Below are 15,026 nucleotides of genomic sequence, written 5' to 3'. Positions count from 1 at the left end.
TGCGGCCCAATCCGGGCACACTGCAGCCATGGCGGCAGAGCAGTTCTCACCCCCCCTCCCTCCCAGTCTTGCCGAGACAGACCGGCAAAACTCCACGGGCCCGAGCTCCAGCATCGGGCAGACCGGTCTGTTGCTCAGCGGCGGCGGCGCCCGGGCCGCCTACCAGGTGGGCGTGCTGGCCGCCATTGCCGAGCTGCGCCGTGCACGGGGTCTGCAGCACGGGCCCAATCCCTTTCCGGTACTTGCGGGCACCTCGGCGGGCGCCATCAATGTCGCCGCCCTGGCTTGCCATGCCGATGCCTTTGACAGCGCCGTGCGACGCATGCTCCATGTCTGGGGCCATATGCATACCGAGCAGATCTACAAGGCCGACTCGCTCAGCGTGCTGCGCAGCGGTGCGCGCTGGCTGACGCTGTTGTCGCTGGGCTGGGCAGTGGCCCGCTGGAGCCGCATGCGGCCGCGCTCTCTGCTGGACAACACGCCGCTCAAAAGCCTGATGAACAGCGACCTCATGCCGTTCGAGCGCATTCCGCAGCTGATTGCCAGCGGACATCTGCACGCACTGGCCATCACGGCATCGAGTTACAGCAGCGGCCAGCACATCACCTTCTTCCAGACCCGTGAAGCCCTGAGCCCCTGGATACGCGACCAGCGCAAGGCCGTGCAGACCCTGCTCACCGCCGATCACCTGCTGGCCTCGTCGGCCCTGCCCTTCATCTTTCCAGCCATGCCGCTGCCCATCGACGGGCATCTGGAGCATTTCGGCGACGGCTCCATGCGCCAGACTGCGCCCCTGGCCCCGGCCATCCATCTGGGCGCCAGCAAGCTGCTGGTGGTCGGCGCCGGCAGACGCCATGAGCCCCTGAGCAGCCTGCCCCAGGCCGATGCCAGCTACCCCACGCTGGCCCAGGTCGCCGGGCATGCGCTGTCCAGCATCTTCCTGGACACGCTGGCCGTGGACATAGAGCGCGCCGAGCGCATCAATCACACGCTGAGTCTGGTCTCGCCGGCCGAGCGCATCCACAGCCGGCTGCGCCCTATCGAGGTACTGGCCATCACCCCCAGCGAGCGCATCGACGATATCGCCACGCGCCATATCGACAAGCTGCCGCTGCCGGTACGCACCCTGCTGGCCACGCTGGGCGTGCGCGCCGGCACGGGCAACCCCGTGCGTGATGGCGCGCTGGCCAGCTACCTGCTATTTGAGCAGGGCTACACCCGCGAACTGATAGCACTGGGCCGCAAAGACACGCTGGCTCGAAGAGAGGAACTTTGCCACTTCATGGGCTGGCCGCTTTGATGTAACAAATGTTAATGATGCGAAAGGAGCCGGACAAATGATGCGTGAGACACTTTGCTTGACCTTCATCATCTTTAACACCACAGCCTAGTGACTCCACTCCCACAGCCCGTCCGCGCCTCCAAATCGCTCAAGCTCTCGCTGATCCTGCCTTTTGTCGCCCTGATTGCGCTGTTGACCTCGGCCCTGGGCATGCTCTGGTACTGGACTGGCAGCAACGCGGTGTCCGCCTTGTCCGAGCAGGTGATGGAAGAAAAGGCCGAGCGTATTGCGCTGATCGTGGACCGGCATCTGTACCCGTCCAGCGCCGTGCTGGAGGCCGCGTTTCCCAACGGCGAGCCCGTGCCCGCCGATATCCGCGACCATATCCCGGCACTGATCTCGCGGCTGTGGGTGGCCAGCTCGCTGCACACCCAGCCCAACGACTATGTCTACTACGCCAATGTCGCGGGACAGGGGATTGCCCTCAAGCGCCTGGCACCGGAGCTGGGCCAGCTGCGCCTGAAGACCCAGGCCAGCGAGCATCGCAGCTACTTCAAGGTCGCCGGCATGCATGCCGAGCCGGCTTACGAGTCCACCGAAATCAATCTGTTCGAGCCACGCCAGCGCCCCTGGTTCAAGCTCGCGGCGGAGTCGGCCGACGTGATCTGGACGCCTGCCTATATCGACTTCAGCGCCAAGGATCTGGTGCTGACGCGTGCGCGCCGCATTCTGTCCAGCCAGGGCCGTCTCGAAGGCGTGGTGGCCACCGATATCTCCTTGCGCGCGCTCAATGAATTCGTCAACCAGCTGCACCTGAGCGAGCATGGCCGGGCCTTCATCATCGAGGCCGACGGCTCCCTGATCGCCGCCACCGGCATGCCCAATATCCACCGCCGCGAGGACGGCAAGCTGGAGCGCATGAGCGCCGCCAACAGCCAGGACCCGCTGATTCAGGCGGTGTACGACAAGATCCAGGGCGCCTTCAATGCCCCGAAGTCCGGCACAGCGCCCGGTACCGCCCTGCTGGAAGATGCCAGACACAGCAATATCCGCATCGCCTACCGGCGCCTGAACCTGGGCTCGGGCCAGGACTGGATGGCCGTGGTGGCCGTGCCGCACAAGGACATGCTGACCGGCGTCTACCGCCATATGGCGCTGGTGGGCAGCCTGGGCCTGCTGGCCCTGGTGATGGCGGTGCTGATCGGCACGCGCATCTTCGGTGCCGTGGCCAACGATATGCGCTCGCTGACCCGCGCCGTGCGCCGCGTGGGCCAGGGCGAGATCGACACGCCCATCGAAGTGCAGCGCCGCGATGAAATTGGCGAGCTGGCGCACAACTTCCACCGCATGCGCCACAGCCTGTTTACCGATCCGCTGACCGGCGCCAACAACCGCAGTGCGCTGCAGCATATTCTGGCCACGCTCACCCGGCCCCTGCCCGGCCAGAGCATGGCCGCCCCGTTTGCCCTGCTGTTTGTGGACCTGGACCGCTTCAAGCCGCTCAATGACCGCTGGGGCCATGACAACGGAGATCTGGCCCTGGCCGAGATCAGCCTGCGCCTGCGCAACCTGCTGCGCCCCGACGATGTCGTGGCCCGCCTGGGCGGCGACGAGTTCATCCTCATCCTGCGCGGAGTCAGCGACGAGGAGCAGGTACAGGCCGTGCGCCTGAAGATCGAGCATGCGCTGCAACAGCCGCTGACCACGCTGCTGGGCATTCCCGAGGGCGAGGCCGTGACCGTGGGCGCATCGGTGGGTCAGGCCCTGTATCCCCGAGACGCCCAGGACGCGCAAAGCCTGCTCAAGGTGGCCGACCAGGACATGTACCGCAACAAAGGGCCTTCGGTGCGTTGAGCCTTTCTTCCGGATTCCGCTATTAATGTTGAAGCTGTAAGCGCTTTATCTGTATCAAATTTATATACATTTCATATTGAAATACATATAAACAATACGGTAGAAGCTATAAAAAGCAAAGCAAGTACCGATCGACAGCGCCCCTGGCGGGCGCCGCAGCAAAACCCGCGCCCACAGCCTGGAGCCAAGCCCTTCTAGAATGACAGGTTCTCTGTGAAAGCTGTTTCCTCATGACCGCACGCAAACTATTCGTCACCACCGCCCTGCCGTACGCCAACGGCAACTTCCACATCGGCCACATCATGGAATACATCCAGGCCGACACCTGGGTGCGTGCGCAGCGAATGCAGGGCAATGCGGTCAACTTCGTGGGCGCCGACGACGCCCACGGCGCGCCCATCATGATTGCCGCCGAAAAGGCCGGCAAGACACCCCAGCAGTTCGTGGCCGACATCGCTGCCGGCCGCAAGCAGTACCTCGACGGCTTCCACATCGCCTTCGACAACTGGAGCAATACCGACAGCGCCGAAAACCACGAGCTGTCCAAGCAGATCTATCTGGACCTGAAGGCCGCCGGCTTCATCGAAACCCGCACCATCGAGCAGTTCTTCGACCCCGAGAAGAACATGTTCCTGCCCGACCGCTTCATCAAGGGCGAATGCCCGCGCTGCCACGCCAAGGACCAGTACGGCGACAACTGCGAAGTCTGCAGCTCGGTCTACGCGCCCACCGACCTCATCAACCCGTTCTCGGCCCTGTCGGGAGCCACGCCGGTGATGAAGTCCTCCGAGCATTTCTTCTTCAAGCTCTCCGACCCGCGCGCCGTGGAGTTCCTGACCGAGTGGACGCAGAACGGCAAGCATGTGCAGCCCGAAGTCGCGGCCAAGATCAAGGAATGGTTCGGCGTGCGCACCAACCCCGACGGCTCGACCAGCGAAGGCCTGGACGACTGGGACATCAGCCGCGACGCGCCCTACTTCGGCATCGAGATTCCCGATGCGCCGGGCAAGTACTTCTATGTCTGGCTGGATGCGCCCGTGGGCTATCTGGCATCGCTCAAGGAACTGCTCAACAAGCGCGGCGAAGACTACGACGCCTACATGGCCGACCCCGACCTGGAGCAGTACCACTTCATCGGCAAGGACATCATCACCTTCCATACGCTGTTCTGGCCTGCGATGCTCAAGTTCAGCGGCCGCAAGACGCCGACCAGGATCTGCGTGCATGGCTTCATGACCGTGAACAACGGTGAGAAGATGAGCAAGAGCCGCGGCACCGGGCTCGATCCGCTCAAGTACCTGTCGCTCAAGATGAACCCCGAGTGGCTGCGCTACTACCTGGGCGCCAAGCTCAACGGCAAGAACGAAGACATCGACTTCAATCCCGAAGACTTCATGCTGCGCGTCAACTCCGACCTGATCGGCAAGTACGTCAACATCGCTTCGCGCGCCGCAGGCTTCATCAGCAAGCGCTTTGACGGCAGACTGGGTCAGGTAAGCGAAGACGGCCAGGCCCTGCTGGCCGCGCTGCGCGAGCAGCAAGCAGCCATCGTCGCCGCCTACGAAGGCCGCGACTCGGCCCGTGCTTCGCGCGAGATCATGCTGCTGTGCGACAAGGTCAACAGCTATGTGGACGCCAACAAGCCTTGGGAACTGGCCAAGAAGGAAGGCATGGATGCCCGCCTGCACGATGTGTGCACGACCTGCATCGAAGCCTTCCGCATCCTGACCATCTACCTGAGCCCCATCCTGCCCGGCGTGGCCGCCGAAGTGGCCCGTTTCCTCATCGTGCCGCCCGAGAGCTTTGCCGACGTGGTCAAGCCCCTGGGCGCAGGCCACCAGATCGGCATCTACCAGCATCTGATGCAACGCGTCGATCCCAAGCAGCTCGAAGCCCTGTTTGAAGCGCCCGCCGGCCAGGCAGCCCCCGCCGCCGAGCCCGCCAAGGCCGAGAAAAAGGCCGCCAAGAAGGCCGAGCCCGTGATCGACCCCAATGCCCCCGGCGGCGAGCCGCTGGCCGAGACCATCAGCATCGACGACTTTGCCAAGGTCGATCTGCGCATCGCCAGGATTCTGGAATGCAGGGCGGTGGAAGGCTCGACCAAGCTGCTGCAGCTGACGCTGGACGTGGGCGAGAAGGACGAGAACGGCCAGCCCAGGACCCGCAATGTGTTCAGCGGCATCAGCAGCATGTACCAGCCCGAGCAGCTGCAGGGCAAGCTGACGGTGATGGTCGCCAATCTGGCACCGCGCAAGATGAAGTTCGGCCTGTCCGAAGGCATGGTGCTGGCCGCCAGCCACGCTGACGAAAAGACCCATCCCGGCATCTATGTGCTGGAGCCCTTCCCCGGCGCCATGCCCGGCATGCGGATTCATTGATCTCATGATCCCCCCTGAGTCGCCTTCGGCGCCTTCCTCCCGGGGGGACGACACCTTCGCCGCGAGGCGGCAGGGCCGCCTTAGGCGCTTGCCCGGTGTCTCCTCCCGGGGGCGTGCCTCATCAGGCTCCTGCGGCTTCTGGCTGGCTGGAGCTTTTTTATGCCTGGCGCTTTCGGGCTGCACCGTGATCGCCGTCACCGGCACCGCCATCAGCGTGACGGCCGGGGCCGTGGGTCTGGCCGCCGATGCCGCCATCGGCACAGCCAAGATCGTGGGCAAGGGTGTGGGCAAGGCCGCTGACGCCTTGATGGATGACGACCCGCCCGATGCCAGCGGCGTGAATATTCGCTACCGCGATCCGTCGGCCACCGCGCCCGCAGCGGCAGAAATGCCGGCAACGGCTGCCAACACCACGCCCGTCGCGCCCTCTGACGGACTGCCGCCGCAATACTGAGAAATCTCCTGCATCCGTTCACAGCAAACCGCATCGCGCTACACATAAGATAGCACAATGCGGTTTTTTCATGTCCTGACGCACACCCGCAAGCACAAGCGCAGCGCATAACTAAATAACCAATAACTTCCTGTTACACCACCGGGATATTGAGCTTGTCAGGACGGGGCTGCTTCCTAGAATCCGACTGCATCAGCCCTGCCTGCTCCGCCCCTGCCCAGAAGAATGCTCGACATTCGCCACACATAACAAAGGCCGCGCACATTCAGGCATCGAGGTCATAAATCCCCCACGTGGCCTTGCGTGGGGACAACGGGAGGCCCCATGCGATCGAAACCCTTGCTCACTTCAGCGCGCTCTGCGCTATGGCTGGCTTTTGCCTTGGCAGCGCCGCTGCCAGGCTTGGCCAACTCTGCCGCCACCTCCTTGCGTGTGCAGGATGTGGCCGTGCTGGCTGCCAGCTGCGCCAACTGCCACGGCCCGGACGGCCGCTCCACGGGCGTCATTCCCCAGCTGCGCGGCCTGCCTGAGGCCCATCTGCTGCAGCGCCTGCAGGCCTTCAAGGCCGGCACTGCCAAGGACGCCACCGTCATGACCCGTCTGGCCAAGGGCTACGACGATGAGCAACTCAAAGCGCTGGCCCAGTGGTTCAGCAAGAAGGGCCAGTAAATGCAGATCAATCGTCGTCAAATTCTCGGCGGTGCCGCCGCCGGCGCAGCCAGCTTCGCCATGCCCGCCATCGTGCAGGCCAAGGCAGCCTCGGCCCATGTGGTCGTGATCGGCGGCGGCTTTGGCGGAGCCACGGCCGCGCGCTATCTGCGCCAGTTCGCGCCGCATATCCAGGTCACGCTGGTGGAGCCGGCCGAGCGCTTCTATACCTGCCCCTTCTCCAATCTGTACCTGGCCGGCCTGCGCAGCTGGGACAGCATAGGCCACGGCTACGGCGGTCTGCGCAAGGCCGGCGTGAACGTGGTGCACGCGCGGGCTGACCAGGTTCTGACCGACTCCAGGCGCGTGCTGCTGTCCAACGGCCAGGCGCTGAGCTATGACAAGCTGGTGCTCTCGCCCGGCATCGACATGCGCTGGAATGCACTGGAAGGCTATGACGAGGCAGCCGCCCAGCTTGCCCCCCATGCCTGGAAGGCCGGAGCGCAGACCCAGTTGCTCAAGAAGCAGCTCGAAGCCATGCCCGATGGCGGCAAATTCGTGATGGTCATCCCTGCCAACCCTTTCCGCTGCCCGCCCGGCCCCTACGAGCGCGCGGCCATGGTGGCCCACTACCTCAAGCAGCACAAACCAAGGTCCAAGATTCTGCTGCTGGACGACAAGGATGCGTTTTCCAAGCAAGGCCTATTCATTCAGGGCTGGAAGGCGCTCTACGGCGACATGATCGAATGGGTCAAGCAGGCCGATGACGGCAAGGTCGCACGCGTGGATGCCAAGAACCTGGAAGTGGAAACCGCGTTCGGCACCAGGCACAAGGCCGATGTGCTCAACGTCATCCCGCCCCAGAAGGCCGGCTTTATCGCCGACCGCGCCGGCGTGACCAATGCCAGCGGCTGGGTGCCGGTCAAGCCCGAGTCCTTTGAATCCACCCAGGTCCAGCATGTCTATGTGCTGGGCGACGCCACGATTGCCGCGCCCATGCCCAAGTCCGGCTTTGCCGCCAATACGCAAGGCAAGGTAGCCGCTGCCGCGATTGCCGCCGAACTGAGCGGCCAGCCCCTGCCTGCAGCGGCCTTTGCCAACACCTGCTACAGCCTGATCGGCACCGACTACGGCATCTCCGTGGCCGGCGTCTACCGCTCGGCCGCAGGCAAGCTGATCGAAGTGCCCGACTCCGGCGGCGTGAGCCCCTTGAACGGCGATGCCGCCTTCCGCAAGGCCGAGGCCGACTACGGCGCAGCCTGGTACAAGGCGATCAGCGCGGATATCTGGGGTGGTTGAATAGAGGCATCCCCCTGAGGCGCTGACGCGCCTTCCCCCTTCTCTCGCGACGCTTCGCTTGCGGGAAGGGGGACGCTGGCTTTGCTGCGGGACGGCCCTTGCTCGCCAGACCTAGCGAAGCTTCACGCTTCATGCGCCTGGTGTGAGTCTTTGCCTCCCGCCCTCCTTTGCTTTATTGAACGACTGATATGTTGTTGTGGTCTGTTTTTTTGCTGGGCATGGCTTTTGGCGTTGCCGCGCGGCTGGGGCGTTTCTGTCTGCTGCGCGGGCTGCGCCAGCAAATGGGGCGAGATACCGAAGTCGCTGCGGGCCAGGCACCTGCATTGCAGGCCTTTGCCCTGGCATTGGCCGTGGCCTTGCTGGCCTCGCAGGGGCTGCAGGCTCTGGGAATGCTCGATCTGAGCCAGGCTGCCATTGCGCGGCCCAGCTTTTCCATCGCAGGCGTGCTGATTGGCGGTTTGCTGTTCGGCATCGGCATGGTGCTGGCACGCGCTTGCGGTGCACGCTCTCTGGTGTTGTTGGCAGGAGGCAATCTGCGCTCTCTGGTCACCCTGGTGTTTCTGGCGCTGGGCGCGCAACTGGCCATGACCGGCGTGCTGACGCCTCTGCGCCTGTGGCTGCAGGCCCTCACCCCCCTCACTCTGGCTCACGCCACCTTGCCCGCCTATCTGCCCTCCTTGAATACATGGCTGCTGACGCTTGGTCTGGCCCTGCTGCTGCTGGCCTATGCCTTGCTGCGTCCCGGCCTGCGCCAAAGCCGCCTGCAGTGGTGCAGCGCGTTGCTCATAGGCCTGCTGGTGGCTGCCGGCTGGTGGATCACCGCGCATATCGGTGTCGATGAGTTCGAGCGGGCCCGCCTCACCTCGCTGAGCTTTATCGGCCCGATTGCCGAGGCCCTGCTCTATCTGCAACTGTCCGTGGGACGCGATCCCGGCATAGGCCTGGCGCTGACGGCAGGCGTGCTCGCCGGTGCCTTTCTCGCAGCCCTTGGCAGCCGCACGGCGCGCTGGGAAGGATTTGACAGCACCAGCCGCCTGGCTGCCAGCGCCGGTGGCGGCCTGCTGATGGGCGTTGGCGGCGTGCTGGCCGCAGGATGCTCCATCGGCCAGGGGCTGAGCGGGCTGTCCACGCTGTCGCTGGCCAGCTTTGTGGCCGTTGCCGGCATCCTGCTCGGAACGCTTGTCAGCCTGCGCCTGCTGCGCCAGCAATAGCGCTGGCTTCGCTTGGGTATTCACCGATTCCGGATCAGGGCCTGCTCCTAGAATCTCCAGCCACCAGCTCTGCTTGTGCCGCGTGTCGGCTGAGAGGCAATCCCATCGCGCTGCGCCCAAGCTTGCTTCCCTCCATCGAATCCGAGGCCTTGATCAGGCCCTCATTCCCATTACAGGAGCAATGCTCATGCAACGTCGCCATTTCCTCTGGACTCCGCCCGCACTCGCCCTGGGCGCCGCTGCCGGCCCGGCAATGGCTGCACCCGCCATCATCAGCAGCCAGTCACCCATCCTGCCGCGCAAGGGCAAGGGGCCGCGTATCGTGATCTGCGGCGGTGGCTGGGGCGGCATGACAGCTGCGCGCTATCTGCGCGAGTTGATCCCGAACTCAGACGTCGTGCTGCTGGAGCGCAATCCGACCTTCTGGTCCGGCCCCATGAGCAACAAGTGGCTGGTGGACATCGTGGGCACGGACTTCGTGAACCGCGACATGCTGCACCCGGCCAACAAATACGGCTACACGCTGCTGCAGACCGAAGTCACGGGCTTCGAGCGCGACAAAAAGCTGGTGCGCACGACCCATGGCCTGATCGAGTACGACTTCCTGATTCTCTCGGGCGGCATTCGCAACGATTACGAGGCCTGGTTCGGCAACGACCAGCGCGCCATCGAGTACACGCGTACCCACTTTCCCAACGCCTACATCCCCAACCAGGAAATGCTCTCGCTCAAGAGCAAGGTCAAGAACTTCAAGGGCGGCACGCTGGTGATGACGCTGCCGCCTCCGCCGCATCGCTGCCCGCCCTCGCCTTATGAGCGCGCCTGCCTGATCGCCTGGCATATCAAGAAGAACAAGATTCCCGGCAAGATCCTGATTCTCGACCCCAAGCCCAAGATCGCCCCCATCGGCGTGGGCTACAAGCAGGCTTTCGAGGAGCTGTACGCAGACATCATCACCCATGTGCCCAATGCCGGCGTCAAGGAAGTGGACCCCTTCAACAAGCAGATCAAGACCGCTGCAGGCGACTTCAAGTTTGACGATGCCATCCTCATGCCGCCCCACCAGGCCGCAGACATGGTCTGGAAGGCCGATCTGATCGGCAAGGATGCGGCCACCGGCAAGCCCACGGGCTGGGCCGATATGCACAACCGCCTGTTCCACGCCAGGAGCGACGACCGCGTGTATTTTGTCGGCGATCTGATGGGCGCGATCTCGCCCCAGTTCGGCCACTACCCCAAGAGCGGCCATGTGGCCAACTACGTCGGCAAGATCGTTGCCCGGAACATTGCAGAGCGTGTGGCCGGCAAGGAGGTCGTGGCCCGGCTGCCCGACAACCTCTGCTACATGATGGTCAACGGCGACCCTCAGGAGGAAATTTCGGTGAAGTTCGAATACGAGGTGGACGCCAGCGGTCAGGTCAACCAGACCCAGATCGACATGGATGTGCGCACCTCCGATCTGGTCAAGGAGGACTTTGCCTGGATCAACGGCAAGTTCGGAGATTTCCTGGGCACTTAAATCTCCCCCTGAGCGGCTTTGCCGCCTCCCCCTCTCTCTTCGGGAGGGGGACGACGCCCTCTGCTAGGCGCCCCAGCCGCGAGGCGGCTCTTGCTTGGCGTCTCTCGCTTGGAGCCGGTGCGATTTTTGAAGTTTTGTTAATTGGATTGAAGAGAAGCAATGTTCAAGAACACCACCCGTAGAAGCATGGTGCTGAGCGCGGCGGCAGCCGGGGCCAGTCTGGCTCTGCCCGCATCGGCTCTGGCGCAAGCCAGCAGCGCGGCCAAGACTCCCCTGGTCGGGCCACTGGCGCCGAACCCGGCCGAGTTCAAAAAGCTCATGGAGCAATTCACCGGCGGCAAGGCCACTCAGGCCGATGGTCTGCAGCTCGATGTGCCCGTGCTGGCCGACAACCCCAGTGCCGTGCCCGTCAAGGTCAAGGTGACGCTGCCCATCACCGAGCAGGACTGGTGCGAGGAAATCATCGTGCTGGCCGAACTCAACCCCTCGCCGCTGACTTGTCGCCTGCAATTCTCTGCGGCCGCAGGCACGGCAGAGGCGGCGGTGCGCATTCGCCTGTCCCAGTCGCAGACCGTGCACGCCCTGGCGCGCATGAAAAGCGGCAAGGTGCTGGTAGCAAAGCAGGCAACGACGGTAGCCGCCAGCGGCTGCGGCATGTGAATCTGGAAACACCCCCTGAGTCGCTGCGCTCCCTCCCCCTCTGTTGTGCCACGCTTTGCGTGGCCGAGGGGGACACCGCCCGCGCGGCAGGGCGGCCTTTGCGCGGCGGTTGCTGGCCCAGGCCCACTTCTGATATGGGGCATAGCTGCATCCACATTCACGATAGATGCCTGAACTGAAAGGAATTTTGATGAATAAACCACCCCGCGTATGGGTCAGCAATGCCAACCCCAAGAAGGGCGAAATCCTGCGCGTGCGCGCACAGATGGAGCATGTGATGGAAAGCGGTCTGCGCACCGACCCTGCCACGGGCAAGGTGCGCCCGCGCAATATCGTGAGCCGTTTTGAAGCCCGGCTTGGCAATGCCTTGCTGTTCAGCTGGGAGCCCGGCATCTCGATTGCCCAGAACCCCTATATCGAGTTCACCTTTGTGGCCCGGGAAAGCGGCGATTTGCAGATGCAGTGGAAGGATGAGCAGGGCCAGACACTGAGTGCACAGAAGACGATCAGCGTCGCCTGATGGCGAGATCCATGAAAAAAGCCCCGCCCGGTCTGCACCGGGGCGGGGCTTTTTTCATGGATGACAGACCTCAGTTACCCTGATAGCGGCCAGGGCGATGGCTGATCCACAGAAACATGCTCATGATCACCGCCGCCAGCACCGAGTACGCCACACGCTCCAGCGGCACGATGACCAGCGCCATCAGCACCACGCTGCAATCGATCATCATCTGCACCTTGCCGGCGCGAATGCCGTAGCGGTCCTGCAGATAGAGCGAGACGATGGTGGCTCCGCCCAGACTAGAGCGATGCCGTGCCAGGAACAGGCAACCCGATCCCATGAGCAAGCCGCCCGCCACGGCCGCATAGAGCGGATTCAGGTAGTCGATATGGATGAAGCGCGGGCCCACATCGGCCATCAGCGCCAGCATGGCAACCGAGACAAAGGTCTTGATCGTGAACTCCGCGCCCATGCGCTTCCAGGCGAACCAGTAGAACGGCAGATTGATGACAAAGAAGATGGTGCCGAAAGGCAGGCCCGTCACATAGTGCAGCAAAAAGGCAATGCCTGCCGTGCTGCCCGTGAGCAAGCCCGCCTGCGCAAACAGCATCATGGTGATGGAGACAAACAGCGAGCCCGTGAACAGGGCCTGTGCGTCCTCGAAGCGGCCATGGCGCAGGCCCGAAGCGGCCGGTGCCGCAGCAGCGGAGGCCTCCATGCGGCCGGCCAGAGCAGGGCCGGCGGAAGAAGATAGCGGTGTGGACATGTCGGGTAGGACAGCAAGATGAGTGCCCGAAGTCTCGATAAAGACCAGGGGCGAGCCGGCGTGGGTAACACCGGGAAACCCCTTAATTTTACGGATGGACTCATGCTCTATGTGCATTATTTGCTGCAACGCAACAAACCGTAGAGGGGCATTTCGGTGCCGATCTCTGCTGAAGTTTCAGTCTTTTCGGCCTTGAACGTATGCTGGCAAAGTACTTGAAGCTATTGATTTAGAAGCACCGCATACCCCCTCGCACAGCAGTCCGGCACTTGGGCGGCTTCTGGATCGGGTGCAAAAAAGCCCTGTCTGCACCATCGCAGGCAGGGCTTTGGCAGATCCGGCCGCCTTGCAGGCGATCAGCCGCGCGGCTCGTCGGGCAGGCGCTCGCGGTTGAGCGTGCGAAGCACCCGGCCATCGGAGCCGAAGGTCACCGTGAACTGCATCTCGCGCGCGGGCGGATCGATGTAGTTCCAGTCCCAGTCGGTTTCCTGCTTGAGCCGGTAGGTCATCATCTTCGCGGGCTTGCCCAGCATGCGGCGCACCTGGTTCTCATCCATGCCGGAATCGCATACTGGTAAAGAGCTTGAAGCTATTGATTTAGAAGCACCGCATACCCCCCTCGCACAGCAGTCCGGCACTTGGGCGGCTTCTGGATCGGGTGCAAAAAAGCCCTGTCTGCACCATCGCAGACGGGGCTCTGGCAGATCCTGCCGCCTTGCAGGCGATCAGCCGCGCGGCTCGTCGAGCAGGCGCTCGCGGTTGAGCGTACGCAGCACCCGGCCATCGGAGCCGAAGGTCACCGTGAACTGCATCTCGCGCGCGGGCGGATCGATGTAGTTCCAGTCCCAGTCGGTTTCCTGCTTGAGCTGGTAGGTCATCATCTTCGCGGGCTTGCCCAGCATGCGGCGCACCTGGTTTTCGTCCATGCCGAGCACGACCTTGGCAAACACATGCGGGGCCAGCACCTGGCGCAACGCGCTCATCTTGCCGTCAGCGCCTATGGTGATCATGTAGTTCTTGGCACCGGCCGGCTGGCGGTTGTACTCAAAGGTGCGCGAGCCGTCTTCCTCGTTCCAGATGCGCTCGGGCTCGCCAAACTTAGCGCGCACATCGGACTCGGTGGACAGACCTTCCTCCAGCTCCTTGATCTTCTGCTCGTCGCAGCCCAGCAGCGCCAGGGTGCTGATCGCAGCCGCCGCCAGGGCCGCCGTCATACGCGAAAAAATATTCATGGGCTTGAATCACAATGCTTGCCAGACAGAATACGAATTCTGACAGCAAGCCACCCGCGCACGCGCGCCACTTTTGCAAACGCTTGTCAAAACGGAGCCATCCCTCGTGAACACAACCCTTGAGCAACTGTTTTCCCAATTCACCAACGCCGCGCAGGCGGCCCGGGACCAGCAGGACAAATGGCTGATCATCGATCCCGTCTACGAACACCTGGAGACACTGCAGGATGCCGCACTGGAGCAGGTTCTGCCGCATATCCTGACGCTCATCGAAACCTATCCCGAACTCGACTACGGCGGCCCCGGCCCGTTCGGCAGCCTGATCGAGGAACACCCCATGGCCACCTACACCCCGGCCTTGCTGGCGTCGCTGGAGCGTCAACCCAGTGTGCAGGTGATAGGCTGGCTGGACCGCACCATGCGCGTGGACGAGGACTTCCAGCGCAATGACCCGAACCCGGTCGGAGCCTCCGAATTTGCCGCCGTGCTGCAGCAGATCGTCGATTCGCCCCTGACCTCGGACGACTGCAAGGAGTTCGCGCAGATCTGTCTCAAGGATCTGAAATAGCCCGCAGCGGGCTTGCGGTCCGCGACGGGCTAAAATCCGCTGTTCTGAGAGGTTTTACACATATGTCTTTCTTCCGTCGCCCCGACTACCGTTCCGACACCACCAACTTCATCAACGACCTGAAGCAGCAAAAGCCCGAGCTGGACAAGCAGCAGCAAGCCGGTCGCGCCCTGCTGTGGGACAAGGACGTGAACTATGAAGTCTGGGAAGATCTGCGCGCCGGCCGCGTGGAACAACAGCCCTACGTGTACCAGACCAACCACTCCTGATCTTTTCGATGAAATCAGCCTCAAGCGCTTACTCATCAAGCGCGTTCAGCTCTGCAATCCATAGCAGACCATGAGCGAGGCTGAAGAACAGACCCTGTTGCCGGGCCAGAACCCGGAGGCCCCTGACCCATCGCCTTCGGTCGTCGATCAGGTGGCTCTGGCACGCCTGTATGGCGAGCCGCTGTTTGCGCTGCCCCAGGATCTCTATATCCCGCCCGACGCGCTGGAAGTCTTTCTCGAAGCCTTTGAAGGCCCGCTGGACTTGCTGCTCTATCTGATCCGCAAGCAGAACTTCAACATCCTCGACATCCCCATGCTGGACGTGACGCGCCAGTACATGACCTATGTGGACGAGGTGCGCAGCCGCAATCTGGAGCTGGCAGC

At 63.2% G+C, this 15,026-nt stretch carries 15 protein-coding genes and 1 pseudogene; 13 read left to right on the top strand and 3 right to left on the bottom strand.

Features of this window, described 5'->3' with window-relative positions:
- Positions 1 to 28 precede the first annotated feature (28 nt).
- The 10 genes from ACLBXN_RS22500 (at position 29) to soxZ (ending at position 11,825) form a co-directional block, all read left to right on the top strand.
- Positions 29 to 1,300 (top strand): patatin-like phospholipase family protein, encoded by a 1,272-nt coding sequence (locus ACLBXN_RS22500; RefSeq protein WP_447613623.1) that lies wholly within the window; start codon positions 29 to 31, stop codon positions 1,298 to 1,300.
- Between the two features lie 90 nt (positions 1,301 to 1,390).
- Positions 1,391 to 3,136, top strand: a complete 1,746-nt coding sequence (locus tag ACLBXN_RS22495) for a diguanylate cyclase domain-containing protein (protein ID WP_447613622.1) — start codon at positions 1,391 to 1,393, stop codon at positions 3,134 to 3,136.
- A 230-nt stretch (positions 3,137 to 3,366) separates the two neighbouring features.
- Positions 3,367 to 5,514: a methionine--tRNA ligase gene (gene metG, locus ACLBXN_RS22490; protein WP_447613621.1), complete on the top strand. Its 2,148-nt coding sequence runs from the start codon at positions 3,367 to 3,369 to the stop codon at positions 5,512 to 5,514.
- 184 nt (positions 5,515 to 5,698) lie between these two features.
- Positions 5,699 to 5,968, top strand: a complete 270-nt coding sequence (locus tag ACLBXN_RS22485) for a hypothetical protein (RefSeq protein WP_427771114.1) — start codon at positions 5,699 to 5,701, stop codon at positions 5,966 to 5,968.
- Positions 5,969 to 6,292: 324 nt separating this feature from the next.
- Positions 6,293 to 6,637, top strand: a complete 345-nt coding sequence (locus ACLBXN_RS22480) for a c-type cytochrome (RefSeq protein WP_249334105.1) — start codon at positions 6,293 to 6,295, stop codon at positions 6,635 to 6,637.
- Positions 6,638 to 7,915 carry an NAD(P)/FAD-dependent oxidoreductase gene (locus tag ACLBXN_RS22475; RefSeq protein ID WP_211456852.1) on the top strand — a complete coding sequence of 426 codons (1,278 nt, stop codon included), beginning with the start codon at positions 6,638 to 6,640 and terminating at the stop codon, positions 7,913 to 7,915.
- Positions 7,916 to 8,103: 188 nt separating this feature from the next.
- Complete coding sequence (locus tag ACLBXN_RS22470) at positions 8,104 to 9,126, top strand: YeeE/YedE family protein (RefSeq protein WP_447613620.1); 1,023 nt, start codon at positions 8,104 to 8,106, stop codon at positions 9,124 to 9,126.
- 187 nt (positions 9,127 to 9,313) lie between these two features.
- The gene (locus ACLBXN_RS22465) at positions 9,314 to 10,645 is read left to right on the top strand and encodes an FAD-dependent oxidoreductase (RefSeq protein ID WP_447613619.1); all 1,332 of its coding nucleotides are present in this window, start codon (positions 9,314 to 9,316) and stop codon (positions 10,643 to 10,645) included.
- Positions 10,646 to 10,804: 159 nt separating this feature from the next.
- The gene (locus ACLBXN_RS22460) at positions 10,805 to 11,305 is read left to right on the top strand and encodes a thiosulfate oxidation carrier protein SoxY (RefSeq protein WP_034377809.1); all 501 of its coding nucleotides are present in this window, start codon (positions 10,805 to 10,807) and stop codon (positions 11,303 to 11,305) included.
- A gap of 190 nt (positions 11,306 to 11,495) precedes the next feature.
- Positions 11,496 to 11,825 (top strand): thiosulfate oxidation carrier complex protein SoxZ, encoded by a 330-nt coding sequence (soxZ, locus tag ACLBXN_RS22455; RefSeq protein WP_447613618.1) that lies wholly within the window; start codon positions 11,496 to 11,498, stop codon positions 11,823 to 11,825.
- Positions 11,826 to 11,895: 70 nt separating this feature from the next.
- On the opposite strand, the gene ACLBXN_RS22450 is transcribed toward soxZ, so the two are convergent.
- The 3 genes and pseudogenes from ACLBXN_RS22450 to ACLBXN_RS22440 form a co-directional block, all read right to left on the bottom strand.
- Positions 11,896 to 12,573 carry a YitT family protein gene (locus ACLBXN_RS22450; protein ID WP_447613617.1) on the bottom strand — a complete coding sequence of 226 codons (678 nt, stop codon included), beginning with the start codon at positions 12,571 to 12,573 and terminating at the stop codon, positions 11,896 to 11,898.
- Between the two features lie 356 nt (positions 12,574 to 12,929).
- Positions 12,930 to 13,133, bottom strand: a pseudogene (locus tag ACLBXN_RS22445) (outer membrane protein assembly factor BamE); the annotation flags it as partial.
- A 165-nt stretch (positions 13,134 to 13,298) separates the two neighbouring features.
- The gene (locus ACLBXN_RS22440) at positions 13,299 to 13,805 is read right to left on the bottom strand and encodes an outer membrane protein assembly factor BamE (RefSeq protein WP_447613616.1); all 507 of its coding nucleotides are present in this window, start codon (positions 13,803 to 13,805) and stop codon (positions 13,299 to 13,301) included.
- A 106-nt stretch (positions 13,806 to 13,911) separates the two neighbouring features.
- Between ACLBXN_RS22440 and ACLBXN_RS22435 the strand changes: the two genes are divergently transcribed.
- The 3 genes from ACLBXN_RS22435 to ACLBXN_RS22425 all read left to right on the top strand — a co-directional run.
- Positions 13,912 to 14,373, top strand: a complete 462-nt coding sequence (locus tag ACLBXN_RS22435; protein ID WP_447613615.1) for a hypothetical protein — start codon at positions 13,912 to 13,914, stop codon at positions 14,371 to 14,373.
- 62 nt (positions 14,374 to 14,435) lie between these two features.
- On the top strand, positions 14,436 to 14,642 hold the full coding sequence (locus ACLBXN_RS22430; RefSeq protein ID WP_003051953.1) for a DUF3460 family protein: 207 nt from the start codon (positions 14,436 to 14,438) through the stop codon (positions 14,640 to 14,642).
- A gap of 70 nt (positions 14,643 to 14,712) precedes the next feature.
- A partial coding sequence (locus tag ACLBXN_RS22425; protein WP_447613614.1) for a segregation and condensation protein A occupies positions 14,713 to 15,026 on the top strand: 314 nt, incomplete at its 3' end.

This window comes from Comamonas sp. C24C (genome assembly GCF_053345995.1).
This window is presented reverse-complemented; position numbering and strand designations above follow the sequence as displayed.